Raw genomic sequence first — 25,353 nt, 5'->3', positions numbered from 1 at the left:
TTTCACTCCCGGGTTTTTAACACGGCCACCAGGTCCAGTTGGCGCAGGCGGCGCAAGGCCCACCAGGCCGCCAGGGCCGAGGCCAGCAGCATCACCAAGCCGCCCAAGGCAAAAGCCTGCGGCGTGACGACCAGCGGGATGCGAAACAGCTCGTTTTGCATCCCCGCCACCAGCAGCGCACTCAAGCCGTAACCGATGGCAAAGGCGGGCAGCAGCGCCAGCAGCACCAGCGCGCCCAGCTCGCCCAGCAGCAGGTCGCGCACCTCTTGCGGGGTGTAGCCCAGCACGCGCAGGCTGGCCAAGTCGCGCGCGCGCTCGGCCAGCGTGATGCGCGCCGCGTTATAGACCACCCCGACCGCGATGCTGGAGGCCAACAGCGTCATGATCAGGCCAAAGGTCAGCAGGCCCTCGGCCATGGTGTCCATGAAGGCGGCGATGGCGCGCTCTTGCTCGCTCACGGTAGCCACGCCGGGGCGCTGGCGCAGCGCCTGCAGCAGCGCCACTTCCTGCGCCGGGTCGATGCGCAGCAGCGCGCCGGTGATCAGCTCGCCTTCGAGCAGCAGGGGGTTGAGCCAGTCCAGCCGCGCATACACGCCCACGCCCAGGTATTCCTGCACCGTGCCGGCCACCGGCAGCCACAGGGTGTCGCGGCGGCCGTCCAGAAACTCCACTTGCAGCGTCTGCCCGGGGCGGATGTGCAGCATCTGCGCCAGGTGCTCGGTCAGCAGCAGGCCGTGGACCGGCAGCTCGACCGCTTGCAGATTCGCATCGAGCACGCGCCGCAGCTCGCTCTGCGCGGGCAGCCCTTGCACCGCGCTGACGAAGCTGCGCGGCCCGTGGCGCAGCCGCACCGGGCTGTGCCGCACCCCTTCGACGGCCAGCACCCCGGGCAGGCTGGCCAGTTCAGCCAAGGCGCTGGTCGGGGTGGCGTGGGTAAAAACCAAGCTGATGTGCTCGCGCTGCACCAGATCGAACTGCACCCGCACGATTTCGTCGATGGCACCGGCTTGCAGCCGCGACATGATCAGCATCCCGCCAGCCAGCGCGATGCCCAGCACCGACAGCAGCGTGCGCCCGGGGTGGCGCTCCAACTGGCGCGCCACCATGCGCGCCGACGGCGGCAACCAGTGGCTGGGCAACAGCCTTTCGCTGCGCGAGTGGGCAAAGCGCGCCGGGCTCGGCGGGCGCATGGCCTCGGCCGGGGCCAGCCGCCAGGCGCGCCACAGGCCGGCCGCGGTGCCCAAGGCGGCGGCGCTGAGCGCAAAGGCGCAGGCCAGCACCACCAGCTCCGGCCGCAGGCTCCAGTCCAGATAGGGGAAGTGGTAGAAGCCGGCGTAGAGCTCGGCCATGCCGCGCCCCAGCCAAGCCCCCAGCGCCAGCCCGGGCAGTAAGCCCACGCTCACCAGCAGCAGCACCAGGCTGGCGTAATGGGCTGCGATCTGCCGGTTTCGGTAGCCAAAGGCCTTGAGCAGCGCGATTTGTTCCTGCTGGGTGCGAATCAGGCGCGCGCTCACCACGCTCAGCAAAAACGCCGTCACGCCCAGAAAGATCAGGCCAAACAGGAGCGACAGGGTGCGCAGCGCCAGCAGCTCTTCTTCCAGCAAGCGGTGCGAAAACTGCAAGTCGCGCCCGTGGCTGCCACGGCCCCCGTAGGGCTGCAACAGCCGGTCCACGGCGGCGATCAGGTCGGCCTCGGTGGCTTCGGGGGCCAGCTCCAGCGCCAACTGGTTGAAGGCCCCCTCCAGATCGAGCGCACCGGCCAGCGTGTCGTGCGGCAGCCACAGCACCGCGAAGTGCACAAAGTCGGGGAACAGGTCGCCCGGCCGCACCGGGTAGGTGAACTCGGGCGAGAGGCCAATGCCGCTGATGCGCAGTTCCTGGCGGCGGCCATTGACGATCGCGACCAGCGCATCGCCCGCCTGCAGGCCGTGCGCCAGCGCGAAGGCTTCGCCCAGCACCGCCTCCCAAGGCTGGGCGGGCCAGTTGCCGCTGCGCAGGTACAACTGGTTCAGGCCCCCGGGGCGCTGGGGCAGCGAAACCAGTTGCCCGGTAATCGGGCGCTCGAAGCCGGCCAGTTCCAGTTGCGCCAGCGCCTGCACGCGCCCTTCGGCCTGTTGCACACCGGGCAGGTCGGCCAGCTCGGGCAGCAGGGTCAGGGGTGCGCGCTGCAGGCTGGCAAACAAATCGGCAAAGCGGTGTTCCTCGTAAAAGCGCTCGCGCGTCTGCTGCAGCGACTGGTAGTTGCTCAGCGCCATCACCAGGGTGGCGATGCCGCCGATGACCACCAGCGCAATCGCCAGCGCCTGGCCGCGCAACTGCCAGGCGTCGCGCAGCAGTTTGCGCTGCAGCGCCTTCACCAGTGCAGCTCCTGCGGCGCTTTGGGGGCCGGGTTGCGCTGTTCGCGCTCGATTCGGCCGTCGCTGAGGTAGATCACGCGGTCCGCCATGTCGGCAATCACCGCGTTGTGCGTGATCACCACCGTCAGGGCACCGAGCTGCTGGTGGATGCGCCGCAGCGCTTCCAGTACCCGCACGCCGGTGCGCGAATCGAGCGCGCCGGTGGGTTCGTCGCACAGCAGCACGGCCGGGCGCTTGGCAATGGCGCGCGCGATCGCCACCCGCTGCTGCTCGCCGCCCGAGAGCTGGGCCGGAAAATGGTGCTGGCGCTCACTCAGCCCGACCCACTCCAGCGCTTGCGCGGCCGGCATCGGGTCGGTGGCGATGTCGGTCACCAGTTGCACGTTTTCCAGCGCCGTCAGGCTGGGGATGAGGTTATAGAACTGGAACACGAAACCGATCGAGGCGCGTCGGAAGCGCGTCAGCTCGGCTTCCTCGGCCGCGCCCAAGTTGTGGCCCTGACACTGCACCTGACCGCTGCTGGGTCGGTCCAGCCCGCCCAGGATGTTGAGCAGGGTCGATTTGCCGCTGCCCGAGGCCCCCAGCAGCACCACGAACTCGCCCGGGTACAAGTCGAGGTCGATGCCGCGCAGCGCCTGCACCTGCACCTCGCCCATGGGGTAGTGTTTGCGCAGGGCGCGCGCACGAAATACCGGTTCGGCTGCTGCAGTCATGGGAGGCATGATAAAGTCAGGCCAGTCATATTTCGTTGGAGCCTTTGCGCATGAAACAAATCACCGCCGTCATCAAACCGTTCAAGCTCGAAGAAGTGCGCGAGGCCTTGGCCGAGCAGGGCGTGACCGGCCTGACGGTGACCGAGGTCAAGGGCTTTGGGCGCCAGAAAGGCCACACCGAGCTCTACCGCGGGGCCGAGTACGTGGTCGATTTTCTGCCCAAGGTGCGCATCGACGTGGTGCTCAAGTCCGAAGACGTGGAGCGCTGCGTCGATGCCATCATCCGCGCCGCGCGCACCGGCAAGATCGGCGACGGCAAAATCTTCGTCACCCCGGTCGAGCGCGTGGTGCGCATCCGCACCGGCGAGCAGGACGAAACGGCGATTTGAGTGCAGCGGCAGCCGCTGGGGTGCGGCTTTAAATTTGCTCCAGCCGATCCGGCGCCGCAAAGCCGGCGTTTTGCACCAGCGCCGGCAGCAGCGCCTCGATGCTAGATGAAATCTGGATCAGGTCGAGCTGCCAAGTGTCCATGAAGCCGGCCTGCGCGCTTTGCCCCAGCGCAGCCAGCATCGGGTCGTAAAAGCCGCCCACGTTGAGCACGCCGATGGGTTTGTCGTGGTACCCCAGTTGGCGCCAGCTCCAGACCTCGAACCACTCTTCCAGCGTACCGATGCCGCCGGGCAGGATCAGGAAGGCGTCGGCGCGTTCGGCCATGAGCTGCTTGCGCCGGTGCATCGAGGGCACCACGTGCAGCTCGGTGCACTCGCGCTTGGCGTGTTCCTTGATCTCCAGGCTTTGCGGAATCACCCCCACCACCGAGGCCCCGGCGTCGAGCGCGGCGTCGGCCAGCAGGCCCATGAGCCCGTTGTTGCCGCCGCCATAGACCAGTTGGCCGCCGTGCTGGCCGATCCACTGCCCGACCGCTTGCGCCGCCTGCGCGAAATGCGGATTCTCACCGCTGCGCGAGCCGCAAAAAACACAGAGCGAGAAGGCCGGGGCGGCCAAAGGGGCAGGGGATGTGTACATGATGCCATTGTGTCATGCGGCCAAGCTGTGCGCCAAGCCAAGGATGGCCCTGCCGTGGCTGGCTACGCCCCCCAGAAGCGCGCGTGCAGCGCCCCCAGCCAGACCCCGCCGCACAGCAGCAGGCTGAGCAGCACGGCGGCGCTGCCCATGTCTTTGGCGCGTTTGGACAGGTGGTGCCATTGCGGCCCGATGCGGTCGATGGCGGTTTCGATGCCGGTGTTGAGCAGCTCGACGATCATCACCAGCAGCACGGTGCCCACCAGCAGCCCAACCTCGAACCAGTTGCGCCCCAGCCAAAACGCCGCGGGCACCATGATGAACGCCGCCAGCGCCTCTTGGCGAAAAGCCGATTCGTCCCAGGCGGCGCGCAGTCCCATGAGCGAGTAGCCCATGGCGTTCCACAAGCGCAAAATGCCACGCCGTTTTTGCTGCGTGACCGGGTCCAAGTGCGGCAGGGGTGATTGTTCGTTCATCGATCAGGCATCGGTTTCGGATGGGGGTGCATGGATCAGCCGGGTGCCGGCCCAGGCGTCGTGCCAGAACTGTTGCTGCGGGTGCAGCCGCGCCAGCAGGGCGTAGATCGGCACCCAAGCCAACATCATCCACAAAATCCATGACGCTGCCAGTCCGAGCAGCGCGCCCAGCACCATGGGCGGGGCAAACCAGACCCAGCTCAACACGTAGCGCCAGAGCGCGTGCGCCAGCCGCAGCGGCCGCCCGGCGTGGTCCAGCACGCGAATGTGCCAGGTTTTCATGGCCAGCGTCTGGCCCTTGTGCCAGAAGTAAGCGAAATACAGGCCGCCGATCAGGAACAAAAAGCCTTGCAGCGCGTGCCGGTTTTGCATCGGCTCGCGGCTGTCGGTGAGCACGCCAAAGGCCAGCGCCGCCATAAAGATCACGCCAAACATCAGCGTGCCCTCGTACAGCCAGCAAGCCATGCGCCGGCGCAGCGAGGGGGCGGTCAGGGCGGGGGGCGCGGTATCGGCTGCTGGGGCAGGGGAGGCGGGGCGGTTTTTGCTCATGAGCGCGAGGGTGAGAATCGGATCGCCGCAGATTGTCGCACCCCGCACGCACCAGATCGGCGCCAGAGCGGCTGCTGGAACGTGCCATAATGCGCGCTTACCCAATTCAAACGGCAAACGGGTCAAGGTTGCGCGGCTGTATGCCGCCATGGCTTTGGCCTTAAGTCTCAAAGCGGCCCCACAAGGGCTGGCTCAGAGGCACCCAAGGTTTTTCGTCAGAGAAATACCCGAAAGGTTCATCAAATGGAAATCAAACAATCCGCATCCGCCCCGGCATCCAGCCCTGGCACTCCCGGCAGCCCCGAAGAACTGATGGGCGCCGAAATCCTCGTGCGCGCCCTACAGGCCGAAAACGTGCGCTACCTCTGGGGCTACCCCGGCGGCGCCGTGCTCTACATCTACGACGCGCTCTACAAGCAAGACACCATCCAGCACGTGCTGGTGCGCCACGAGCAGGCCGCGGTGCACGCCGCCGACGGCTACGCCCGCGCCACCGGCGACGTGGGGGTGGCGCTGGTCACCTCCGGCCCCGGCGTGACCAACGCCATCACCGGCATCGCCACCGCCTACATGGACAGCATCCCGATGGTGATCCTCACCGGTCAGGTGCCCACGGCGGCGATCGGGCTCGACGCCTTCCAGGAGTGCGACACGGTGGGCATTACGCGCCCGATCGTCAAGCACAACTTTTTGGTCAAAGACGTGCGCGACCTGGCGCTGACGCTCAAAAAAGCCTTTTACCTGGCGCGCAGCGGCCGCCCCGGCCCGGTGGTGGTGGACATCCCGAAAGACGTGTCCTTCAAGAAAACCGCCTGGAGCGGCTACCCGGAGTCGGTCAGCCTGCGCTCCTACAACCCGGTGCGCAAGGGCCACGGCGGGCAAATCCGCAAGGCCCTGCAACTGCTGCTGGCGGCCAAACGGCCCTACATCTACAGCGGCGGCGGGGTGCTGCTGAGCAACGCCGTGCCCGAGCTGCGCGCCCTGTGCGAGCTGCTGGGCTTCCCGGTCACCAACACCCTGATGGGGCTGGGCGCCTACCCGGCGACCGAGCGCAAGTTCCTCGGCATGCTGGGCATGCACGGCACGCTGGAGGCCAACAACGCGATGCAAAACTGCGACGTGTTGCTGGCCATCGGGGCGCGCTTTGACGACCGCGTGATCGGCAACCCCAAGCACTTTGCCCAAAACGAGCGCAAGATCATCCACATCGACATCGACCCGTCGAGCATTTCCAAGCGCGTCAAGGTCGATGTGCCGATTGTGGGCGATGTGCGCGAGGTGCTCACCGAGCTGCTCGCCATGCTGCAAGAAAGCCCGGTGCGGCCCGATGGGCGCGCGCTGGCGGCTTGGTGGGAAACCATCGAAGGTTGGCGCAGCCGCGACTGCCTCAAGTACGAGCGCGGCAATTCGGACGTGATCAAGCCCCAATACGTGATCGAAACGCTCTGGAACATGACCCGCGACGCCGACGCCTACGTCACCTCCGACGTCGGGCAGCACCAGATGTGGGCGGCGCAGTTCTACAAGTTCGACCGGCCACGGCGCTGGATCAACTCCGGCGGCTTGGGCACCATGGGCGTGGGCCTGCCCTACGCCATGGGCATCAAGCTGGCGCGGCCCGAGAGCGAGGTCTATTGCGTCACCGGCGAAGGCTCGGTGCAGATGTGCATCCAGGAGCTGTCCACCTGCCTGCAGTACGAAACCCCGATCAAGATCATTTCGCTCAACAACCGCTACCTCGGCATGGTGCGCCAGTGGCAGGAGATCGAATACTCGGGCCGCTACAGCCACAGCTACATGGACGCGCTGCCCAACTTCGTCAAGCTCGCCGAGGCCTATGGCCACGTCGGCATGCTGATCGAGCGCCCGCAGGATGTGGAGCCGGCGCTGCGCGAGGCGCGTGCGCTCAAGGACCGCACCGTGTTCATGGACTTTCGCACCGACCCGACCGAAAACGTCTTCCCCATGGTCAAAGCCGGCATGGGCATCACCGAAATGCTGCTCGGCAGCGAAGACCTTTAAGGCCAGGCTCTGGAGTGCAAACCATGAAACACATCATTTCTGTCCTGCTGGAAAACGAAGCCGGTGCCCTGTCGCGCGTGGTGGGGCTGTTTTCGGCGCGTGGCTACAACATCGAGTCGCTCACCGTGGCCCCGACCGAAGACGCCTCCTTGTCGCGCATGACGATCCAGACCACGGGCTCTGACGAGGTGATCGAGCAGATCACCAAGCACCTCAACCGCCTGATCGAGGTGGTCAAGGTGGTGGACCTGACCGAAGGCGCCTACACCGAGCGCGAGCTGATGCTGGTCAAAGTGCGCGCGGTGGGCAAGGAGCGCGAGGAGATGAAGCGCATGGCCGACATCTTTCGCGGCCGCATCATCGACGTGACCGACAAGAGCTACACCATCGAGCTCACCGGCGACCAAGCCAAGAACGACGCCTTTTTGCAGGCGCTCGAGCGCAGCGCTATCTTGGAAACCGTGCGCACCGGCCCCAGCGGCATCGGGCGCGGCGAGCGCATCTTGCGGGTCTGAAGGCCCGCGCACCCGTATCATCACCCATCCCCCCCCTTCTTTTTTTGGAGCCTCGAGCATGAAAGTTTTCTACGACAAAGACTGTGACCTCAGCCTGATCAAGGGCAAGACCGTGGCCATCATCGGCTACGGCAGCCAGGGCCACGCGCACGCGCAAAACCTCAACGACAGCGGCGTCAAGGTGGTGGTGGGCCTGCGCAAGGGCGGCGCCTCGTGGGACAAGGTCGGCAAGGCCGGCCTGAAGGTGCTGGAAGTCAACGAGGCCGTGGCCGCCGCCGACGTGGTGATGGTGCTGCTGCCCGATGAGCAGATCGGCGCCGTCTACAAAAACAACATCGAGCCGAACATGAAGAAAGGCGCTTCGCTGGCCTTTGCGCACGGCTTCAACATCCACTACAACCAGGTGGTGCCGCGCGCCGACCTCGATGTCTGGATGGTCGCGCCCAAGGCCCCTGGCCACACGGTGCGCAACACCTACACCCAAGGCGGCGGCGTGCCGCACTTGGTGGCGGTGCACCAAGACCAGTCCGGCAAGGCGCGCGATCTGGCTCTTTCCTACGCCATGGCCAACGGCGGCGGCAAGGCCGGCATCATCCAGACCAGCTTCAAGGAAGAAACCGAAACCGACCTGTTTGGCGAGCAAGCGGTGCTGTGCGGCGGTGCGGTCGAGCTGGTGAAAATGGGCTTCGAAACCCTGACCGAAGCCGGCTACGCGCCCGAAATGGCCTACTTCGAGTGCCTGCACGAGCTGAAATTGATCGTGGACCTGATGTACGAAGGCGGCATCGCCAACATGAACTACTCGATCTCGAACAACGCCGAGTTTGGCGAGTACGTGACCGGCCCCGAAGTCATCAACGAAGAGTCGCGCAAGGCCATGCGCAATGCCCTCAAGCGCATCCAGAATGGCGACTACGCCAAGATGTTCATCCAAGAAGGCAGCCTGAACTACCCGAGCATGACGGCGCGGCGGCGCAACACGGCCGAGCACCCGATCGAGGTGGTGGGCGGCCAGTTGCGCGCCATGATGCCCTGGATTGCCAAAAACAAGCTGGTGGACCAGAGCCGCAACTAAAGCCTTGGCCGCTGCGGCGCCGCCGCGCACCCCTCCGCCTGTCTCGGGCTGACCATGCGCTGGCTGCACCGCCTGCCCTTGCCCACCCTGTGCGCCGTCTGCCGCACGTGGGGCCGCAGCGCCGTCTGCCCAGACTGCTGCGGCCAGTATGCGCGCCTGTTGCCACGCTGCCCGCAGTGCGCCTTGCCGCTGGCGCCCGGGCTGGCCCTGTGCATACGCTGCACCGAAGCCGGACCCGGCCCACTGACCCAGTGCGTGGCGCGAGTCAGCTACGAATGGCCGTGGGTCGATCTGGTGGCGCAGTTCAAGTTTCGCTCGCAACCGGCTTGGGGCCATGCGCTGGCGCAACTGATGCTGCAAAACCCGCAGGCGCACGATCTGCTCACCCAAGCCGACGGCCTGATCCCGATTCCGCTCAGCCCAGCCCGGCAAGCCGAGCGCGGCTTCAACCAGGCGTGGGAGCTGGCGCATGCGTTGCAGCGCGCCAGCGGCTTGCCGGCGCTGCCTGCGGCCCTGTTGCACCGCGACACCCGGCAGGTGCAGCACGAACTCGGCCGCGCCGCGCGCTTGGCGCACGCCCAGCAAGCCTTTGCCGTCAACCCCAGCCAGCGCAGCGCCTTGGCTGGCCAGCACTGGGTGTTGGTTGATGACGTGCTCACCACCGGGGCCACCCTGCAGGCCGCTGCGCGCCACCTGCTCGACGCCGGGGCGGTGCGCGTGAGCGCGCTGGTGTTTGCGCGCACCCCGGCCCCGCAACCGGTGATCGACGCCGACCAGGCCCAAACCCTGCTCAACCGCCTGGATTGATGCGGCCACAGCACCCACAAAGCACCGCGCCCCCCATGTTCAACCTCGTCCTGGTACACCCCGAAATCCCGCCCAACACCGGCAACGCGATCCGCCTGAGCGCCAACACCGGCTGCACCCTGCACCTGATCGAGCCGCTGGGCTTTTCGCTGGACGACAAGCTGCTGCGCCGCGCCGGGCTCGATTACCACGAATACGCCGCGCTGCGCTTGCACCGCGACTGGGCCGCCTTTATGGCACAGGAGCGGCCCGATCCGCAGCGCCTGTTCACCTTCAGCAGCTTGGCCCAGCGCTCGGCCTATGAGCCGCGCTACGCGCCCGGCGACTGGTTCGTTTTTGGGTGCGAGACGCGCGGCCTACCGCCCGAATTGCTGGCTAAAATCGGGCCGGCGCAGCAACTGCGCTTGCCGATGCGGCCGGGTCAGCGCAGCCTCAATCTGTCCAACGCGGTGGCGGTGGTGGCCTTCGAGGCCTGGCGCCAGCAGGGGTTTGCCGGTGGCGTGCCCGCCGCCGGCGGCGCGTGAGCGCGGGCGGGTTTCAGTGCTCCAGCCAGCGGCAGATCGGCAGCCACTGTTCGAGGTCGCGCTGCACCCGCCCCGGCGCCACATCAAACAGCGTCAGCCCTTGGCCTGCAAGGTGAATGTAGTTTTGCGTGTCGCGCAAATACGCCAGCACCGGCAGCTCCAAGCCCTCGACGAAGCTGCGCAGCTTCTCGGCCGAGTGCGTGCGAGCATCGACCCGCATCCCCACCACCCCGATCGGCAAGCCGACGCTGCGGCGGCGCTCTTGCAACTCGGCCACGAAGTCTTGCGTCGCCATGATGTCGAACACGCTGGGCTGCAGCGGAATCAGCAGCTTGTCGGCGCGTTTGAGCACCTCTTTGAGATCGCGCCCGTGCAGGCCGGCTGGGGTGTCGAGCACCACGTGGGTGGTGCCGGGGGGCGGCTTGAGGCTGTCGCCGTGGCTGGCATCCCATGTCACAATCGGCCGCGCCTGCTTGGGTCGCAGCGCCAGCCAGCGGCTGGCCGACTGCTGCCGATCCGAATCGCCCAGCAGCACCGTGTGCCCGCGCCGGGCCAGGTAGCCCGCCACCTGGGTGGACAAGGTGGACTTGCCCACGCCACCCTTGGGGTTGGCGACAACGATCACGGTCATGTGGTGGCTCCTGAAAAACGCGTTTGACAGACACTCTACCATTAGCCCCCTATGCAAGAACTGCTGCACTGGTTTCAACACTTGAGCGTCGTGATCGAATCCGGGGCCGTGCTGGCGGGCGCCTTGTCGGGCTTGCTGGCGGCGGCGCACAAGCGGCTCGATCTGGTGGGGGTGTTCACGGTGGCGTTTCTGACCGCCTTTGGCGGCGGCACCCTGCGCGATTTGCTGCTCGATCAGCGCCCCTTCTTTTGGGTCGAACATCAGCACTGGCTGTGGTTTTTGCTCGCCCTGTGCCTGCTGGCGGTGCTGTTCATGCGCCAGCGCCATTTTGAGCCCACCGAGCGCGCCATGCAGTGGCCCGACGCGCTGGGGCTGGGGCTGTTTGCCGCCATCGGCGTGAGCAAGGCGCTGGCGGTCGGCATGCCCGAGCTGGTGGCGGTGCTGATGGGGGTGGTGACGGGCGTGTTTGGCGGCGTGCTGCGCGACGTGGTGTGCAACGAAATCCCGAGCGCCTTCAACGACCACAAGCCCTACGCCATCTGCGCCTTTGTGGGCGGCTGGGCTTATGTGGGTTGGTGGCACTGGAGCGGTTCGTCCGAGCAGGCCATGCTGCTGTGCGTGGTGCTTACCTTTGGGTTGCGCGCGCTGGCGCTGTGGCGCAATTGGGTGGTGCCGGCCTGGAAAATCTGAGGGCGGCGCAGCGTCCAAGGCGCGCAGAGGCCACAATCGGGCCATGTTTGAACCCTCACAAGCCGATGTGCGCCGATTTTTCTGTGGCGTCTATGCCAAGCTGGGCCAGCCAGCCGCGATGGAACCGATCGAGGTGCTGGCCGGGCAGTGGATCGAGCGCCACCCCGAATACCACGCCGATCTGGCCGATCTGGACGCGGCCCTGCAAGCCATGGGCGTGCCAGAGCCGCAGCGCGACAACCCCTTTTTGCACCTTTCGATGCACCTGAGCATCAGCGAGCAGTGCTCGATCGACCAACCGCCCGGCATCCGGCAGGCAGTCGAGCTGCTGACGGCGCGCCGGGGCAGCGTGCACGCGGCGCAGCATGAGGTGATGGAGTGCCTGGGGCGCATGATCTGGGAAAGCCAGCGCAGCGGCACCCCGCCCGACGGGGCCGCCTACCTAGATCAGGTGCGCCGCCGCGCCACAGCCGACTGATTGCGTGGATGGGCAAGGCATGGCCCACGCCAGAGCCGACCTAGGCAGGGTTGGCACAGCAGCAGCAAACGAAACGGCCCCAGCGGGCTGCACCCACTGAGGCCGTTGGGCCGAAGGGACTTCGGGCCCGGTGACGCGGCGGAGTGTTGTCGTCACACCGCGTCGCAAGCAAGGGATTGCTTGCGTTTCAAATGCCGGGCGCCGAGGAAAACCCCGGCGCGGGCAGTGGTCGGCTCCGGCTGGTTAGATCAAAGCGCCGAAACAGACAGCCCCACTTTAGCGGCTCTGGCGGTGGGTGGCTAGAAAAATAAAACTATGACGAAAATTTTGTCGATGAATTTTTTTGTATGTCATCGGGTGCCTGTTTCCTCCCGCAAAGCCTGTGCCGCCCCCTTGGCAGGCTTCTGTTTATAGCTATAAATTTTGAAGTATTGGTTTTTAAGGCTTGACAAGGTATTTTGAGGCCCCTACCATCCGCGCATCTTCAGCCTGGTGTTTTCCCTTGAGTCGCTTCGGGCGACCGCACCAGATCCGTCCGAGCGCTGGCCTGTGCAGCCCGCCCTCGGCCCAACCATCGGGGCTGAACTGGCAATGACGATGGGTCTGCGCCGGTGTGCCCCCATGAGGAAAACCATGAACGCCATCTCTCTTTCTCCCGTTCCGGGCTCTGGCGCTGCTGTGTCGGCTGGGTCCGTTTGGACACCTTGGGCGGCGGCTGCGCTGGCGCGGCCTTTGCTGCGCCTGACGCGTGGCAGCCTGGTGCTGCTGGGCCTGTTGCTGGCCTTGGCGGCATTCGCGCTGGCCACCCAGCCGCAGTTGCGCGATGGCATCGAGAGCCGCGCCTTGGCTTGGTTGCTGGAGCGCCAAATGTCGGCCTTCGGGGTGGCCGTCGACCCACAGGCCATCGACCGCGTGACGGTGTCCGACCCGCAGGCGCTGCCCGATGAGCAAGAGCGGGTGGCCAATTGGCTCAGCCGCAAGTACCGCGTCGCCAAAGAGCCCATGAGCGCGCTGGTGGCCGAAGCCTTTGTGGTGGGCAAGCAGCTCGACCTCGACCCCAAGCTGATTTTGGCCGTGATGGCGATGGAGTCGCGCTTCAACCCCTTTGCCGCCAGCCCGGTGGGCGCGCAGGGCCTGATGCAGGTCATGACGCGCGTGCACAGCGCCAAGCTGGAAGATTTTGGCGGCAACATGGCGGTGTTCGACCCGCTCACCAACCTGCGCGTGGGGGCCATGATTCTGCGCGACACCATCCGCCGCTCCGGCTCCATCGAAGGCGGCTTGCGCCTCTACGTGGGGGCGGTGAGCACCGACGGGCGCTGGTACATCGACCGCGTGCTCTCGGAGCGCGACCGCTTGCACCGCGTGGCCGCCGGTCAGAACGTCGGCTTCAACGCGCCACAGCGCCGCACCGGCTTGAGCACGGCCAGCGCGAGCAACCCGCCCGCCGTCAGCGAAGCCGCGCAAATGCAAGCGCCCGCTCGGGAGTCCGATGCGGTGGCCCCGGCCAGCATGGAGCACCCTCCGATTCCAGCCGCCGAGCAGGCCGCCAAGGCGCCTCCGGTCAGCCCCAGCCCCGAGCCCGTGCAGCGGCTGGATACACCCTACCCGGGCACCCCTTACCCGGCCGCCTGATAAAATTCGGCCTGTGCGCAACTGGCGATAGGCCCGCTGCGCTGGCTGTGTTTAGCCGCTTCGCACCTGCACCGGTGGGCGGCGTTCGCGTCAGCGCGCATCACCCCATGGGGGGGCTGACGTGGAAACTTTCACCACGGGGGAGCGCACGGCGGCCCATCCAGGGCCGTTCTCAGCCGTTCGCCTGGGCAGCCCTTGGCCCGCCAAGGGTCCGATTCCTTAGCCTCCACCGACCGAACCCAAGGACTGCCTGCATGTACGACCGCCGCCACCTGATCGAACAATCCGACCCTGAAATCTGGGCCGCCATCCAAGCCGAACACGCGCGCCAAGAGCAGCACATCGAGCTCATTGCCAGCGAAAACTACGCCTCGCCCGCGGTGCTGGCGGCCCAAGGCACGCAGCTCACCAACAAATACGCCGAAGGCTATCCGGGCAAGCGCTACTACGGCGGCTGCGAACACGTGGACGTGGCCGAGCAGCTCGCCATCGACCGCGTCAAGCAGCTTTTTGGCGCCGACGCCGCCAACGTGCAGCCGCACTGCGGCGCTTCGGCCAACGAGGCCGTGTTTCTGGCCTTCCTCAAGCCCGGCGACACCATTTTGGGCATGAGTCTGGCCGAAGGCGGGCACCTCACGCACGGCATGGCGCTCAACATGAGCGGCAAGTGGTTCAACGCCATCTCTTACGGCCTGAATGCCGATGAAGCCATCGACTACGAGGCCATGGAGGCCAAGGCGCGCGCGCACCGGCCCAAGCTGATCATCGCCGGCGCCTCAGCCTACAGCCTGCGCATCGACTTCGAGCGCTTTGCCCGCATCGCCAAAGAAGTGGGCGCGATTTTCATGGTGGACATGGCGCACTACGCCGGGCTGATCGCCGCCGGGGTCTATCCGAACCCCGTGCCCTACGCCGATGTGGTCACTTCCACCACCCACAAGAGCCTGCGCGGCCCGCGCGGCGGCATCATCCTGATGAAGGCCGAGTTTGAGAAAGCCATCAACAGCGCCATCTTCCCTGGCCTGCAAGGCGGCCCGCTGATGCACGTGATCGCCGCCAAGGCGGTGGCCTTCAAAGAGGCGCTGCAACCCGAGTTCAAGCTGTATCAGCAGCAGGTGTTGCGCAACGCCCAGATCATGGCGCAAACCCTGACCGAGCGCGGCCTGCGCATCGTCAGCGGGCGCACCGAGAGCCATGTGATGCTGGTGGACCTGCGCGCCAAGGGCATCACCGGCAAAGAGGCCGAGGCGGTGCTGGGCCGGGCCCACATGACGATCAACAAAAACGCCATCCCCAACGACCCCGAAAAACCCATGGTCACCAGCGGCGTGCGCATCGGCACCCCCGCCCTGACCACGCGCGGCTTCAAGGACGAAGAAGCGCGCCTGACCGCCAACCTGGTCGCCGACGTGCTCGATCACCCGCGCGACGAAGCCCGGCTCGAAGCGGTGCGCGCCCAGGTACACGCCCTGACCACACGTTTTCCGGTCTATGGTTGAGCGGCTTGCGGCTGCGCCTGCCTGCGGCCCCGGCGCAAGCTGTGGCGCCTGCGCGCCATGAAGTGCCCCTTTTGCGCCCACCCGGACACCCAGGTGGCCGAAACCCGGGTGGCCGAAGACGGGCAGCACGTGCGCCGGCGCCGCCGCTGCCCGGCCTGCGACAAGCGCTTCACCACCTACGAGCGGCCCGAGCTGGCGCTGCCGCAGGTGGTGAAAAAAGACGGGCGCCGCATCGACTACGAGGCCGCCAAGCTGCGCGCCAGTTTTGCGCTGGCGCTGCGCAAGCGCCCGGTGAGCACGCAACAGATCGACGCCGCCATCGAGCGCATCGAAGAAGCGCTGCTGCAACTCGGGCAGCGCGAGGTGGCCTCGCAGCGGCTGGGCGAAATGGTGATGCGCGAGCTGAAAAAAATCGACCACGTGGCCTACATCCGCTTTGCCAGCGTCTATCGCAGCTTCCAGGACATCGACGAGTTCAAAACCCTGGTCGATGAAGTGCGACAATAGCGGCCTATGTTCACCGGCATCATCACCGGGGTGGGGCGCATCACCGCTGTCCATCCGCTTGGCTCTTCGGCGCAGCACGGCAAGCGCTTGCTCATCCAAACCCCACCGGGCTACTTGGCCGGGGTGGCCTTGGGCGACAGCATCGCCCTCAACGGCGCTTGCATGACGGTGACGGCGCTCGATCTGGCGGCCAACGAGTTCACGGTCGAAGTCTCGGCCGAATCGCTGGCGCACACCACCGGGCTCGATGGCCTGGGCGAGGTGAATTTGGAGCAAGCCTTGCGCGCCCAAGATCGGCTCGGCGGCCACATCGTCACCGGGCACGTGGATGCAGTCGGGCGCGTGTTGCACTTTGCCCCAGTGGGCGAGAGCTGGGCGCTGCACCTGCTGGCCCCGGCGGCGCTGGGCAAGTATTTGGCCACCAAGGGCTCCATCACCGTCAACGGCGTGAGCCTGACCGTGAACGCGGTGTGTGATCGCCCCGAGGGCTGCGAATGCCGCATCAACCTGATCGGGCACACCCTCACGCACACCACGCTGGGCCGGTTGCAAGCGGGCCAGCCGCTCAACCTCGAAATCGACCTGATTGCGCGCTACGTAGAGCGCATGCTCCCCACCGCCCCATGAACACACCTTGCCCCGAACCGGTTGCCATTGCACCCGTCTCCGAAATCGTTGCCGAACTGCGCGCTGGCCGCATGGTGATTTTGGTCGATGAAGAAGACCGCGAAAACGAGGGCGACCTGGTGCTGGCCGCCGACCACGTCACGCCCGAAGCGATCAACTTCATGGCGCGCTTTGGCCGTGGCCTGATCTGCCTCACGCTCACGCGCGCGCGCTGCGAGCGGCTGCAACTGCCGCCGATGGTGGCGCGCAACGGCACCAAGATGGGAACGGCGTTTACGGTCTCGATCGAGGCCGCCGAGGGCGTGACCACCGGCATTTCGGCCGCCGACCGCGCCCGCACCGTGCAAGCCGCCGTGGCCCCCGAGGCCCGCGCCGCCGATCTGGTGCAGCCGGGTCATATTTTTCCGCTGCAAGCGGTCGAGGGCGGGGTGCTGCTGCGCGCTGGCCACACCGAGGCCGGTTGCGACCTCGCCACACTGGCCGGCTGCAGCCCGGCGGCGGTGATCTGCGAGATCATGAACGACGACGGCAGCATGGCGCGCCTGCCCGATCTGCAGCGCTTTGCCGCCGTACACGGGCTCAAGATCGGCACCATCGCCGACCTGATCGAGCACCGCAGCCGCACCGAAAGCCTGGTGCAGCACCTGGGCAGCCGCAGCCTGCTCACCGCCAGCGGCGCATTCACCGCGCACGCCTTTCGCGACCAGACCAGCCCGGCGCTGCACCTGGCGCTGGTCAAGGGCACTTGGGCACCCGAAGACGAAGTTTGCGTGCGCGTGCACGAGCCGCTGAGTGTGCTCGATGCGCTCGAAGTCGGGCGCGCCATGCACTCGTGGTCGCTGGAGGCCAGCCTGCGCCACATGGACCAACAAGGGCGCGGCGTGGTGGTGCTTCTCAACTGCGGCGAGAGCGCCGAGCAGTTGCTGGCGCAGTTCGAGGGCACGGCGCGCGCCGCCCAAGCCCCGGAACGCGGCCGCAGCGGGCTGGATTTGCGCACCTATGGCATCGGGGCGCAAATTTTGCGTCACTGCGGGGTACACAAAATGCGCTTGCTGGGCACCGCCCGGCGCATGCCGAGCATGACCGGCTACGGGCTGGAAGTGACGGGTTTTTTGAACAAAGGACATTGAGATGCAAGCTGCCGACAAGGGCTGGGCCGGGAATGTGGCCGCAAGTGTGCCCGGGTATGGGGCCGCGCTCGATGGCAGCGGCTTGCGCGTGGCGCTGGTGCAGGCGCGTTTCAACCAGGGCGTGACCGATGCGCTTGCGCAGCACTGCCGCGCGGAGCTGCTGCGCCTGGGCGTGGCGGCCGGGCAGATCGAGCACCTGCAAGTGCCCGGCGCGCTGGAGCTGCCGCTGGCGCTGCAGGCGCTGGCCGCCAGCAAGCGCTTCGATGCGCTGGTGGCGCTGGGCTGCGTGATCCGCGGCGAAACCTACCACTTCGAGCTGGTCTGCAACGAATCGGCCGCCGGCATCAGCCGGGTCATGCTCGATTGCCGCATCGCGCTGGCCAATGCCGTGCTGAGCACCGAAAACCTAGAGCAGGCGCAAGCGCGCCAGCTCGAAAAAGGCCTCGATGCGGCGCGGGTGGCGGTGGAAATGGCGCGCCTGTTGCAAAGCCAGGGGCGCGCATGAACGAGCCCACCCAAGCCAACCCGGCCTTGGTCCCGAAACCGCGCAAGGCGGCCGACAAATCGGCGCGCACCCGCTCGCGCGAGTTCGCCGTGCAGGCGCTTTACCAGCATTTGGTCGGGCGCAACGCCGCTGCCGAGATCGACTTGTTCACGCGCGAACTGAGCGGCTTTCACAAGGCCGACAGCGCCCACTACGACGCGCTGCTGCACGGCTGCATTGCCAGTGCCCAAGAGCTGGATGCCGCGCTGGCCCCGCTGCTCGACCGGCCGCTGGTGGAGCTGTCACCGATCGAGCACGCGGTGCTGTGGATCGGGGCCTACGAGCTGCAGCACTGCCTCGACGTGCCCTGGCGCGTGGTGCTCAACGAGTGCATCGAGCTGGCCAAATCGTTTGGCGGCACCGACGGCCACAAATACGTCAACGGCGTGCTCAACCAACTGGCCCCGCAGTGGCGCAACGCCGAGGTGCAGCGCGACGCCGCCAACCGCCCGGCCCGCCCGGCCCACGCTCCCAGTGCCAGCGCACCCGAAGCGCCGCACCCTTGAATCGACCGCCACCATGTCACAAACCTTTCGCTGGCCGGTGCGCGTCTATTGGGAAGACACCGACGCCGGTGGCATCGTTTTTTACGCCAACTACCTCAAGTTCTTTGAGCGCGCGCGCACCGAATGGCTGCGCAGCTTGGGGCTGGAGCAGCAGCGCCTGCGCGAGCAGACCGGCGGCCTGTTTGTGGTGACCGAAACTGCGCTGCGCTACCACCGCCCGGCGCGGCTCGACGATTTGTTGCAAGTGAGCGCGCGCGTCACGGAACTTGGGCGCGCTTCCATGACACTGCAACAGAAGGCGCGCCTGTTGCCGCCGCATAGCAGCCTAGCAGACCCGGGCGCTGCAGCGGCCCGTGCCGCGGAGGCCCTAGAGCCCGCCGTCGCCGAGCTGCTGTGCGATGCCAGCATCCGCATCGGCTGGGTCGATGCCGCCACCCTGCGCCCGCTGCGCCTGCCGCCGGCCCTCGTTCATTTGCTGAATCAATCATGAAACCGGAATTTTCCGTCATCCAACTCATGCTCGAAGCCACTTGGGTGGTGCAGGCGGTGGTGCTGCTGCTCATCTTGGCCTCGATCCTGAGCTGGGCCGCGATTTTTCGCAAAGGCTTGCTGCTGCGTCGCGTGCAGCGCCTGAGCGACGAATTCGAGCGCGATTTCTGGTCTGGTGGCCAGCTCAACGAGCTCTACCAAGCGGCGCTGCAGCGCGCCCCCGAGGCCAGCCCGACCGAGCGCATTTTTGCCAGCGGCATGCGCGAATTCCACAAGCTGCGCGACCGCCGCGTGACCCAGCCCGACGCGCTGCTCGACGGGGCCCGGCGCGCCATGCGCGCCAGCCTGCAGCGCGAGGTCGATGCGCTGGAAGCGAATATGTCTTTCTTGGGCTCGGTCGGCTCGGTGGCGCCCTACGTTGGGCTGTTCGGCACGGTTTGGGGCATCATGCACGCCTTCACCGGCATTGGCGCCATGGCGCAGGTCACGCTGGCGGTGGTGGCACCCGGCATCGCCGAAGCGCTGGTGGCCACCGCCATCAGCCTGTTTGCTGCTATCCCGGCCGTGGTGGCCTACAACCGCTTTGCGCACGACATCGACCGCGCCGCCAACCGCATGGAGAGCTTCATCGACGAGTTCTCCAATATCCTGCAGCGCAACGTGGCCGCACTGGGTCAGCCCGGCGCTCCGGGTGCCAGCGGCGCATCGATGTCCACTGCCACGGCAGGCCCGCGCTAAGGCGCACGGAGCACAGAGCGCCATGCCCGCCGTCGCATCCCGTGGCCGAGGCCGCCGCACCATGAGCCAGATCAATATGGTGCCCTTCATCGACGTGATGCTGGTGCTGCTGATCATCTTCATGGTCACCGCCACCCTGATCGTGCCGGGCCAAATCGAGCTGCCCAGCGTGGGCCAGGCGGCGCGCCAGCCCGAGCGCTTCATCCACATCGTGATCGACGCCCAGGGCCAAATCGAGCTGCGCGACAGCGCCGCCGCCGGCCCGGCGCAACCCGTTGCGCTGGAGCAACTGCCGGCGCGGGTGCTGGCCTTGCAAGCGGCTGCGCCCGCTGCAGCCCCAGGTACCGCTCCGGGTGCCGCAGCCCTTGAGGCCCCCGCACCTGGCGCCGTGCCGGTGCTCATCAGCGCCGACCGCAGCGTGCGCTACGAAGCGGTGATCGATGCCATGGACGCGCTGCAGCGCGCCGGGGTGGCGCGCATCGGCTTGGCGGTGCAAGAAGCCACGCCCTGAACACCACCGCCCCCCTGAGCACAGCCTGGCAGCGCGGGATGCACCCAACCCCACCCGACCTCAACCCTCCCGCCCCGGGCCATTGGCGCCTGCCTTTGGCGCTGGCGCTGGGGATACACGCGCTGCTGGTGCTGGCCTTGAGCGCCAGCGTGAACTGGCAGCGCGAGCCCGCCATGCAGGTGGTGCAGGCCGAGCTGTGGGCGCAATTGCCGCAGGCCGCGCAGGCACCCCCAGCACCCACACCGGTACCGGCGCCTGTGCCCCCTGCACCGCCAGCGCCACCTCCGCCAGCGCCGCCCGTGGTTCGCCCGCCCACGCCTGCACCGCCTGCGGCCCGAGTTCAGACGCCCACGCCCGCTCCCGCTGCGACCATCGCCATCGAGCAGCAGCGCGAGCGCGAACGGATCGAGCAACGCCAAGCTCAGCTGGCCGAACGCGAACGGCGTGAGCAAGAGGCCCAGCGCGAGGCCGAGCACCAGCGCAACATCGAGCGCATCATGGGCCGCGCGGCGGCCACTGCGGCGGCCAGCCCAGTGGCCGCTGCGCCCGCTGCCAGTCCATCTCCCGGCTACGCCAGTCGCTTGGCGGCTGCGATCCGGCCCAACATCGTGTTTACCGAGGTGTTGGGCGCCAACCCGCGCGCCGAGGTCGAGCTGCGTGCGCTGCCCGATGGCACGATCCTGAGCACCCGCTTGCTGCAATCGAGCGGCCATGCCGGCTGGGATGCGGCGGTGCTGCGGGCGATCGAGCGCACCGGGCGCTTGCCGCGCGACACCGACGGCCGGGTTCCCAGCGTCCTCATCCTAGGGTTCAGGCCGCAAGACTGAGCGGCGCCGCTTTTTAAGTCGGCATGGGGCGCGGCTTCAGTGGTGGGCCGCCGCATCGGTCAGGCCGTGGCGCTGCATCCAGTAGCGCAGTTTGGCCAGCGTCCAGCCGAGCTGGCGTGCGGCACGCGACTGGTTCCAGCGGTGCAGGTTGAGCCAAGCCAGCAGTTGCTCCCGGGTGGGGGCGTGCTCATCGGGGGCTGGGGCAGGCCAGCCGTCTGCAGGCGGCTGGGTGGGGCTGAAATCCGCCGCATGGCCGTTGCTGGCCTCGGGCAAGGCGCGCTGCGCTGCGGGCGGCGGCGTCCAGACCGCTTCGGCGTCGAGCACGGGGCCGTGGTGCAGGGCGAGCGCGCGTTCGAGCAGGTTTTCCAGTTCGCGCACATTGCCGGGGAAGGGATGCTGGGCCAAGCGGGCCAGCGCGGCGGGGCTGAGCACGGGTGGCTCGGGGTTGCCGTTGCGCTCGCTCAGACGTTGCAGCAAGGATTGCGCGAGTTCAGTCAGGTCTTCGAGGCGTTCGCGCAAGGGGGGCAGGTGCAGGTCGATCACGTTCAGGCGGTAATACAAATCTTGCCGAAAGCGCCCCGCAGCCACCGCCCGTTCGAGGTCGATGTGGGTGGCGCTGATCAGCCGCACATCGGTTGCTTCGTCGTCGGTGGCGCCGAGGCTGCGCACGCGCCGCTCTTGCACCGCCCGCAACAGCTTGACCTGCATCGGATGCGGCAAATCGCCGATCTCGTCCAGAAACAGGGTACCCCCACGCGCGGCCTGAAAGTAACCTTCGCGGTGCGCGCTGGCGCCGGTGTAAGCGCCTTTGCGCACGCCAAAGAACTCGGCTTCAAGCAGGGTATCGGGGATGGCGCCGCAGTTGACGGCAACAAAGGGGCCGTCGCTGCGGTGGCTGCAGTGGTGCAGGGCGCGCGCCACCAGTTCCTTGCCGGTGCCTGATTCGCCCAGCACCAGCACCGGGGCCATGCTGCGCGCGACCCGCAACACGCGCTCGCGCAGCGCGCACATGGCGGGGCTGCGGCCCACCAGTTGTTGCAGCGCGCCGGTGGCGGTGGCGGGGGCCGGGCTGGGCCGGGGTTCGTCAGTCACACGTTCCGATTCCTCACCCCGGCCCAGCCCGGCCCCCGCCATCGGGCCTAGGGCCGTGACTGTGTTGCGCCGGGGTTCGTCAGTCACACGTTCCAATTCCTCACCCCGGTCCAGCCCGGCCCCCGCGGCTGTGGGTTTGACCGGGTTGGTCTGCGCCGCGCTGCAAGGCGGCCGGGCGGCTTGCAGCGCATTGGCCACTGCCGCGCGCAGTTGCGCCGGGGCCACGGGTTTGGTGAGGTAGTCAAAGGCGCCGGCTTTGAGGGCTTCGACGGCGTTGTTGGCTGATCCGTAGGCGGTCACCACGATGGTTTTTTCGGACCGGCCAGCCTGGGTCAGTTCGCGCACCAGCTCCAGCCCCAAACCGTCGGGCAGGCGCATGTCGGTGATCAGGGCGTCGAAGCGCTGCGTGGCCAGCAGGGCGCGCGCCTGCGCCAGATCGCTGGCGGCGGCCACTTGATGCCCGCTTTTTCGCAGCGTCAGCTCATAGAGCGTGAGCAAATCGGGTTCGTCGTCGACCACGAGCAGGCGCGAGGGGGTGGGGGCAGCAGCGGACATGGCAAGGGGTCGGGTTGTGGCGGGCGCTTACAAGGTGAAGTCGAGCTGGGGCAGCCGTCCCTCGTTGGGATTTTGGCGCACGTTCCAGCGCAGCACGAAGCAGTGGCCGTTGCTGCCTTGCCGGGTCTGCTGCTGGTAGTCGAGCTGCGCCCGATAGACTTGGCACAGTTGACGCGCGAGGTACAGACCGAGTCCGCTGGAGCGGCTGTGGGATGAGTTGAAGGGCTCAAACAGGTGTGCCTCGACTTCGTCGGGCATCGGAGGGCCTGCGTTCCAGACTTCCAGCCAGACCCCATCGGGGCTGTCGTGGGTGCTGACTTGCAGCGCGGGGGCGTTGGGCGTGGCATTTGGTGGGGCATGGCGGCGCGCGTTGTCGAGCAAATTGATGACCACCCGGCGCAGGTGCTCGGCCTCAAAGTGCACCGCGGTCGCGGGCGCACCGGGTTGCCAGACCAGGTTGCTGCTTGGGTTGATCGCTTGCCAGTCGGCCACGATGTCGGATGCCTCGGCGTCGAGCTGCAGCAGCGGCAAGGCCAAGTCGGGGCGCGCCGGCAGCTTGGCCAGCTCCAAGATGTCGTCCACGGTTCGGCCCAGCCGTTTGGCGTTTTGCCCGATCATGGTGCTCAGGCGCTGTTGTGCGGGGGTCAGCGCCTCTTCGGTCAGCAGGGCGTTGGCTTGGCTGATGGCCGCCAGCGGGTTGCGGATTTCGTGCGCCACCGCCGCCGACACCCGGCCCATGGCGGCCAGTTTTTCGTTGCGCACGCGGGCTTCGACGTCGCGCAGGCTTTCAATGAAGATGACGCAAGCGGGCTGCGCCGGGCTGTGTGGCGCCGGCCAGTTGATGTGGGCGCGCAACTGGACCTGCAGCGCTTCTTGGCTAGGCCGGGGCAGGCGCATGGTGCAATCCATGTGGCTCCCCTGTGCCAGCAAGGCGCGGGCCCAGCTCGACAGCAGGGGCCAGGCGGGCAGGGTGGGCAGCAGCGCATAAGGCGGTCGCTCGCCCGGGGCACCCAGCATGGCGCAAGCGGCCGGGTTGGCGTGCCAGATTTGGCCGCGCGCATCGATCACCAACACCCCCTCACTCAGGCCGGTGGCGATAATCTGATTGACTTGGGCTTGCGCGTCGGCCATGGCGCGGTGGCTGCTGGCTTGGGCTTGTTCGCGCCCCAAGCGGCGCGCCAACTGGTGCACCAACAGGGCCACGATGAACAGCCCCGCCCCTGAGATGGCGCCCTGCACATAGGTGGTTGCCTGCTGGGGGCCGAGCAGATCGCCCGCCAGCGCATCGAACAGCAGCACCAGCGTGGCAAAGGCCGCGCTGCCCAGCGCCAGCCGCAGCGGCCCCAGCACCGAAGCCAGCAACACGGGCAAGATGAACAAGGGCATGTAGTTGATGACACCGCTGTGCAGGGTTTGCAGCAGGCCAAAAAAAACCAGATCGATCCACAGGGTCAGGCCCCAGCCGATCGACCAGAACGAGTCGGCGCTGGCCGGCCGGCTCCAGCGCAGCACCGCCGCCGTCGAAAACAAATAGACCCCGCACGCCAGCAACAGCCACAGGGGGGTGCCGGTGTGGAGGTAGGACCAGAGCATCCAGCCCGTCAGACCAAGCGCCACCAGCAGGCGCACCAGCATGAAATAGCGCCAGAGGCGGGTGCTCGATTCGAGGGGGGTGGAGTCGGCGCCCAAGGCATGGAGCGCTGCCGCATCGGGGATGGGCAAAAACCAAGTTGGGGCGAAGTCGGTCACACCCAACGGCGCAGCGGGCTCAGTCTTCGGCGCGTTGGCGGTGTTCTGGCCCACAGTAGTGCCCCAGTTTGCCTGCGGTGGCATCGGCCAGTGGCAGGTGCAGGCCGCAGTGGCGGCAGGCGGTCATGGGCACCGGCCGCCCCAGCTTGCGCTCACGCTCGGCCGCCTCGCGCTGCGTTTGCTGCTGTTGCAGCTCGCGTTGGCGCTGGCGGCGCTTGTGGCGCCAGATGAAAAAAGCCGCCAGCAGCACCACGGCCAGCAAGGCGTACTTCATACCGGTACCCGTTGCAACAACACTTCGATCACGAAGCGCGAACCCACATAGCCCAGCAGCAACAAGCCTGCCGCCAAATAGAGCATGCGCGCCGCCCGCCAGCCGCGCCAGCCGTAGCGCCAGCGCCCCAGCAGCAGCACCCCCAGCACAGCCCACGAGAGCAGGGTGAAAACGGTTTTGTGCGTCCAAGCCCAGCCGCTGGCGTGCAGCAGCCAAGAAAAATACACCCCGGCCAGCAAGGTCAGGGTGAGCAGCACGAAGGCCGCGGCAACGAAGCGAAAGGTGATGCGCTCCAGCATCAAGAGCGGCAGCACCTGCGGGGCGGGCTGGCCGCTGCGCATCAGTTGCTCGCTGCGCTGCATCATCCAAGCGTGCGCCACCGCCACCCCGAGCAAGCCGTAGGAGGCCACGCCAAACGCCCAGTGCAGCGGCAACCAGCCCGAGAGCAGCACCGGCAAGGCCTGCCCCGGAAACAGCAGCGCCAGCAGCACGGCCGGGGCACCCAAGCCGGCCAGCGTCCAGCGCGTGGCCAGTTGCGGGTAGAGCCGGGTTTCGATGGCATAGACCGTGAGCACCAGCCAAGCCGTGACCGAGAGCGTGGTGGCAAAGCCAAAGCGCGCCGGCGTCACGCCCAGCGCCGCAAACAGCGCCAGCCCATGCAGCGCCCACACCACCAGCATCAGCGCGCTGATGGCGCCGCGTTCGAGCCGCTGCGAACCCAGCGCCAGCAAGAGGTAGCCCAGCGCCGCACCCAGCGCAGGGGCGGTGCTCCACCATGGGCTTGTGGCGAGTATCATGCTCGGAGTTTAA

General features: G+C 67.2%; 28 protein-coding genes and 1 pseudogene. 19 read left to right on the top strand and 10 right to left on the bottom strand.

Annotated elements, in window-relative coordinates; all coding sequences use genetic code 11:
- Nucleotides 1-2 precede the first annotated feature (2 nt).
- The gene (locus SRAA_RS07940) at nt 3-2,357 is read right to left on the bottom strand and encodes an ABC transporter permease (RefSeq protein ID WP_045531947.1); all 2,355 of its coding nucleotides are present in this window, start codon (nt 2,355-2,357) and stop codon (nt 3-5) included.
- Complete coding sequence (locus SRAA_RS07935) at nt 2,354-3,070, bottom strand: ABC transporter ATP-binding protein (protein ID WP_045531945.1); 717 nt, start codon at nt 3,068-3,070, stop codon at nt 2,354-2,356. Before SRAA_RS07935 ends, SRAA_RS07940 begins: the two co-directional genes overlap by 4 nt.
- A 50-nt stretch (nt 3,071-3,120) precedes the next feature.
- On the opposite strand from SRAA_RS07935, the gene SRAA_RS07930 reads away from it, so the two are divergent.
- The gene (locus tag SRAA_RS07930) at nt 3,121-3,459 is read left to right on the top strand and encodes a P-II family nitrogen regulator (protein ID WP_034110509.1); all 339 of its coding nucleotides are present in this window, start codon (nt 3,121-3,123) and stop codon (nt 3,457-3,459) included.
- Between the two features lie 28 nt (nt 3,460-3,487).
- Here the strand turns inward: SRAA_RS07930 and SRAA_RS07925 are convergent, their stop codons facing one another.
- The 3 genes from SRAA_RS07925 to SRAA_RS07915 all read right to left on the bottom strand — a co-directional run bounded on the left by SRAA_RS07925 (nt 3,488) and on the right by SRAA_RS07915 (nt 5,118).
- Nucleotides 3,488-4,096 carry an LOG family protein gene (locus tag SRAA_RS07925; protein WP_045531943.1) on the bottom strand — a complete coding sequence of 203 codons (609 nt, stop codon included), beginning with the start codon at nt 4,094-4,096 and terminating at the stop codon, nt 3,488-3,490.
- Nucleotides 4,097-4,158: 62 nt separating this feature from the next.
- Entirely contained in the window at nt 4,159-4,569 is a 411-nt protein-coding gene (locus tag SRAA_RS07920; protein WP_045531941.1) for a diacylglycerol kinase, read from the bottom strand.
- A 3-nt stretch (nt 4,570-4,572) separates the two neighbouring features.
- Complete coding sequence (locus tag SRAA_RS07915; RefSeq protein WP_045531939.1) at nt 4,573-5,118, bottom strand: RDD family protein; 546 nt, start codon at nt 5,116-5,118, stop codon at nt 4,573-4,575.
- 243 nt (nt 5,119-5,361) lie between these two features.
- On the opposite strand from SRAA_RS07915, the gene SRAA_RS07910 reads away from it, so the two are divergent.
- The 5 genes from SRAA_RS07910 to SRAA_RS07890 are packed head-to-tail and all read left to right on the top strand — an operon-like array spanning nt 5,362 to nt 10,061.
- Nucleotides 5,362-7,140: an acetolactate synthase 3 catalytic subunit gene (locus SRAA_RS07910; protein WP_045531937.1), complete on the top strand. Its 1,779-nt coding sequence runs from the start codon at nt 5,362-5,364 to the stop codon at nt 7,138-7,140.
- Nucleotides 7,141-7,163: 23 nt separating this feature from the next.
- Nucleotides 7,164-7,655, top strand: coding sequence for an acetolactate synthase small subunit (gene ilvN, locus SRAA_RS07905; protein ID WP_029462294.1), 492 nt, complete (start codon nt 7,164-7,166; stop codon nt 7,653-7,655).
- Between the two features lie 58 nt (nt 7,656-7,713).
- Nucleotides 7,714-8,730 carry a ketol-acid reductoisomerase gene (ilvC, locus tag SRAA_RS07900; protein ID WP_029462293.1) on the top strand — a complete coding sequence of 339 codons (1,017 nt, stop codon included), beginning with the start codon at nt 7,714-7,716 and terminating at the stop codon, nt 8,728-8,730.
- A 54-nt stretch (nt 8,731-8,784) separates the two neighbouring features.
- Entirely contained in the window at nt 8,785-9,537 is a 753-nt protein-coding gene (locus tag SRAA_RS07895; protein ID WP_045476274.1) for a ComF family protein, read from the top strand.
- A gap of 35 nt (nt 9,538-9,572) precedes the next feature.
- Entirely contained in the window at nt 9,573-10,061 is a 489-nt protein-coding gene (locus SRAA_RS07890) for a tRNA (cytidine(34)-2'-O)-methyltransferase (protein WP_045533548.1), read from the top strand.
- Between the two features lie 13 nt (nt 10,062-10,074).
- Here SRAA_RS07890 and SRAA_RS07885 read toward each other — a convergent pair whose 3' ends face one another.
- Nucleotides 10,075-10,692 carry a ParA family protein gene (locus SRAA_RS07885; protein WP_029462290.1) on the bottom strand — a complete coding sequence of 206 codons (618 nt, stop codon included), beginning with the start codon at nt 10,690-10,692 and terminating at the stop codon, nt 10,075-10,077.
- Between the two features lie 51 nt (nt 10,693-10,743).
- On the opposite strand from SRAA_RS07885, the gene SRAA_RS07880 reads away from it, so the two are divergent.
- The 13 genes and pseudogenes from SRAA_RS07880 (at nt 10,744) to SRAA_RS07820 (ending at nt 20,873) form a co-directional block, all read left to right on the top strand.
- Nucleotides 10,744-11,382 (top strand): trimeric intracellular cation channel family protein, encoded by a 639-nt coding sequence (locus SRAA_RS07880; protein ID WP_029462289.1) that lies wholly within the window; start codon nt 10,744-10,746, stop codon nt 11,380-11,382.
- A gap of 43 nt (nt 11,383-11,425) precedes the next feature.
- Complete coding sequence (locus SRAA_RS07875; protein ID WP_045531935.1) at nt 11,426-11,860, top strand: DUF1841 family protein; 435 nt, start codon at nt 11,426-11,428, stop codon at nt 11,858-11,860.
- Nucleotides 11,861-12,493: 633 nt separating this feature from the next.
- Nucleotides 12,494-13,495, top strand: coding sequence for a lytic transglycosylase domain-containing protein (locus tag SRAA_RS07870; RefSeq protein ID WP_144318738.1), 1,002 nt, complete (start codon nt 12,494-12,496; stop codon nt 13,493-13,495).
- Nucleotides 13,496-13,749: 254 nt separating this feature from the next.
- Nucleotides 13,750-14,994: a serine hydroxymethyltransferase gene (gene glyA / locus SRAA_RS07865; protein WP_045533544.1), complete on the top strand. Its 1,245-nt coding sequence runs from the start codon at nt 13,750-13,752 to the stop codon at nt 14,992-14,994.
- 57 nt (nt 14,995-15,051) lie between these two features.
- On the top strand, nt 15,052-15,501 hold the full coding sequence (nrdR, locus tag SRAA_RS07860; protein ID WP_045531933.1) for a transcriptional regulator NrdR: 450 nt from the start codon (nt 15,052-15,054) through the stop codon (nt 15,499-15,501).
- Nucleotides 15,502-15,507: 6 nt separating this feature from the next.
- Nucleotides 15,508-16,128: a riboflavin synthase gene (locus tag SRAA_RS07855; RefSeq protein ID WP_045531931.1), complete on the top strand. Its 621-nt coding sequence runs from the start codon at nt 15,508-15,510 to the stop codon at nt 16,126-16,128.
- The gene (ribBA, locus tag SRAA_RS07850) at nt 16,125-17,258 is read left to right on the top strand and encodes a bifunctional 3,4-dihydroxy-2-butanone-4-phosphate synthase/GTP cyclohydrolase II (RefSeq protein ID WP_045531929.1); all 1,134 of its coding nucleotides are present in this window, start codon (nt 16,125-16,127) and stop codon (nt 17,256-17,258) included. The genes SRAA_RS07855 and ribBA overlap by 4 nt, the downstream gene beginning before the upstream one ends.
- A 1-nt stretch (nt 17,259) precedes the next feature.
- Nucleotides 17,260-17,763, top strand: a complete 504-nt coding sequence (gene ribH / locus SRAA_RS07845; RefSeq protein WP_082039977.1) for a 6,7-dimethyl-8-ribityllumazine synthase — start codon at nt 17,260-17,262, stop codon at nt 17,761-17,763.
- A 41-nt stretch (nt 17,764-17,804) separates the two neighbouring features.
- Nucleotides 17,805-18,308, top strand: a pseudogene (nusB, locus tag SRAA_RS07840) (transcription antitermination factor NusB); the annotation flags it as partial.
- Nucleotides 18,309-18,321: 13 nt separating this feature from the next.
- A complete protein-coding gene (locus tag SRAA_RS07835) occupies nt 18,322-18,798 on the top strand; it encodes a tol-pal system-associated acyl-CoA thioesterase (RefSeq protein ID WP_045531925.1) in 477 nt (158 codons plus the stop codon).
- On the top strand, nt 18,795-19,535 hold the full coding sequence (gene tolQ / locus SRAA_RS07830) for a protein TolQ (protein ID WP_045531923.1): 741 nt from the start codon (nt 18,795-18,797) through the stop codon (nt 19,533-19,535). Before SRAA_RS07835 ends, tolQ begins: the two co-directional genes overlap by 4 nt.
- Before the next feature lie 22 nt (nt 19,536-19,557).
- Nucleotides 19,558-20,046, top strand: a complete 489-nt coding sequence (locus SRAA_RS07825; RefSeq protein ID WP_045531921.1) for a biopolymer transporter ExbD — start codon at nt 19,558-19,560, stop codon at nt 20,044-20,046.
- Nucleotides 20,047-20,084: 38 nt separating this feature from the next.
- Nucleotides 20,085-20,873, top strand: coding sequence for an energy transducer TonB (locus tag SRAA_RS07820; protein WP_045531919.1), 789 nt, complete (start codon nt 20,085-20,087; stop codon nt 20,871-20,873).
- A gap of 36 nt (nt 20,874-20,909) precedes the next feature.
- Here SRAA_RS07820 and SRAA_RS07815 read toward each other — a convergent pair whose 3' ends face one another.
- From SRAA_RS07815 to SRAA_RS07800, 4 genes are read right to left on the bottom strand one after another with little or no spacing between them, the layout of a single operon-like run.
- Nucleotides 20,910-22,520, bottom strand: coding sequence for a sigma-54-dependent transcriptional regulator (locus tag SRAA_RS07815; protein ID WP_045531917.1), 1,611 nt, complete (start codon nt 22,518-22,520; stop codon nt 20,910-20,912).
- Nucleotides 22,521-22,547: 27 nt separating this feature from the next.
- Entirely contained in the window at nt 22,548-24,269 is a 1,722-nt protein-coding gene (locus tag SRAA_RS07810) for an ATP-binding protein (protein WP_144318737.1), read from the bottom strand.
- A 19-nt stretch (nt 24,270-24,288) separates the two neighbouring features.
- Entirely contained in the window at nt 24,289-24,543 is a 255-nt protein-coding gene (locus SRAA_RS07805; RefSeq protein ID WP_045531914.1) for a PP0621 family protein, read from the bottom strand.
- The gene (locus SRAA_RS07800; protein WP_045531912.1) at nt 24,540-25,340 is read right to left on the bottom strand and encodes a cytochrome C assembly family protein; all 801 of its coding nucleotides are present in this window, start codon (nt 25,338-25,340) and stop codon (nt 24,540-24,542) included. Before SRAA_RS07800 ends, SRAA_RS07805 begins: the two co-directional genes overlap by 4 nt.
- Between the last annotated feature and the right edge of the window lie 13 nt (nt 25,341-25,353).

Source organism: Serpentinimonas raichei (assembly GCF_000828895.1).
Taxonomy (GTDB): Bacteria; Pseudomonadota; Gammaproteobacteria; order Burkholderiales; family Burkholderiaceae_C; genus Serpentinimonas; species Serpentinimonas raichei.
This window is presented reverse-complemented; position numbering and strand designations above follow the sequence as displayed.

Bases quoted from the DNA above. Each gene is read 5' to 3' on its own strand.
- SRAA_RS07915 (WP_045531939.1), bottom strand. From the start codon at position 5,118: ATGAGCAAAAACCGCCCCGCCTCCCCTGCCCCAGCAGCCGATACCGCG.
- SRAA_RS07875 (WP_045531935.1), top strand. From the start codon at position 11,426: ATGTTTGAACCCTCACAAGCCGATGTGCGCCGATTTTTCTGTGGCGTC.
- SRAA_RS07825 (WP_045531921.1), top strand. From the start codon at position 19,558: ATGCCCGCCGTCGCATCCCGTGGCCGAGGCCGCCGCACCATGAGCCAG.
- SRAA_RS07800 (WP_045531912.1), bottom strand. From the start codon at position 25,340: ATGATACTCGCCACAAGCCCATGGTGGAGCACCGCCCCTGCGCTGGGT.
- SRAA_RS07910 (WP_045531937.1), top strand. From the start codon at position 5,362: ATGGAAATCAAACAATCCGCATCCGCCCCGGCATCCAGCCCTGGCACT.
- ilvN (WP_029462294.1), top strand. From the start codon at position 7,164: ATGAAACACATCATTTCTGTCCTGCTGGAAAACGAAGCCGGTGCCCTG.
- SRAA_RS07855 (WP_045531931.1), top strand. From the start codon at position 15,508: ATGTTCACCGGCATCATCACCGGGGTGGGGCGCATCACCGCTGTCCAT.
- SRAA_RS07805 (WP_045531914.1), bottom strand. From the start codon at position 24,543: ATGAAGTACGCCTTGCTGGCCGTGGTGCTGCTGGCGGCTTTTTTCATC.
- nrdR (WP_045531933.1), top strand. From the start codon at position 15,052: ATGAAGTGCCCCTTTTGCGCCCACCCGGACACCCAGGTGGCCGAAACC.
- SRAA_RS07815 (WP_045531917.1), bottom strand. From the start codon at position 22,520: ATGTCCGCTGCTGCCCCCACCCCCTCGCGCCTGCTCGTGGTCGACGAC.
- SRAA_RS07920 (WP_045531941.1), bottom strand. From the start codon at position 4,569: ATGAACGAACAATCACCCCTGCCGCACTTGGACCCGGTCACGCAGCAA.
- glyA (WP_045533544.1), top strand. From the start codon at position 13,750: ATGTACGACCGCCGCCACCTGATCGAACAATCCGACCCTGAAATCTGG.
- SRAA_RS07870 (WP_144318738.1), top strand. From the start codon at position 12,494: ATGAACGCCATCTCTCTTTCTCCCGTTCCGGGCTCTGGCGCTGCTGTG.
- SRAA_RS07880 (WP_029462289.1), top strand. From the start codon at position 10,744: ATGCAAGAACTGCTGCACTGGTTTCAACACTTGAGCGTCGTGATCGAA.
- SRAA_RS07820 (WP_045531919.1), top strand. From the start codon at position 20,085: ATGCACCCAACCCCACCCGACCTCAACCCTCCCGCCCCGGGCCATTGG.
- tolQ (WP_045531923.1), top strand. From the start codon at position 18,795: ATGAAACCGGAATTTTCCGTCATCCAACTCATGCTCGAAGCCACTTGG.
- ilvC (WP_029462293.1), top strand. From the start codon at position 7,714: ATGAAAGTTTTCTACGACAAAGACTGTGACCTCAGCCTGATCAAGGGC.
- ribBA (WP_045531929.1), top strand. From the start codon at position 16,125: ATGAACACACCTTGCCCCGAACCGGTTGCCATTGCACCCGTCTCCGAA.
- SRAA_RS07890 (WP_045533548.1), top strand. From the start codon at position 9,573: ATGTTCAACCTCGTCCTGGTACACCCCGAAATCCCGCCCAACACCGGC.
- SRAA_RS07835 (WP_045531925.1), top strand. From the start codon at position 18,322: ATGTCACAAACCTTTCGCTGGCCGGTGCGCGTCTATTGGGAAGACACC.
- SRAA_RS07895 (WP_045476274.1), top strand. From the start codon at position 8,785: ATGCGCTGGCTGCACCGCCTGCCCTTGCCCACCCTGTGCGCCGTCTGC.
- SRAA_RS07930 (WP_034110509.1), top strand. From the start codon at position 3,121: ATGAAACAAATCACCGCCGTCATCAAACCGTTCAAGCTCGAAGAAGTG.
- SRAA_RS07885 (WP_029462290.1), bottom strand. From the start codon at position 10,692: ATGACCGTGATCGTTGTCGCCAACCCCAAGGGTGGCGTGGGCAAGTCC.
- SRAA_RS07925 (WP_045531943.1), bottom strand. From the start codon at position 4,096: ATGTACACATCCCCTGCCCCTTTGGCCGCCCCGGCCTTCTCGCTCTGT.
- ribH (WP_082039977.1), top strand. From the start codon at position 17,260: ATGCAAGCTGCCGACAAGGGCTGGGCCGGGAATGTGGCCGCAAGTGTG.
- SRAA_RS07935 (WP_045531945.1), bottom strand. From the start codon at position 3,070: ATGACTGCAGCAGCCGAACCGGTATTTCGTGCGCGCGCCCTGCGCAAA.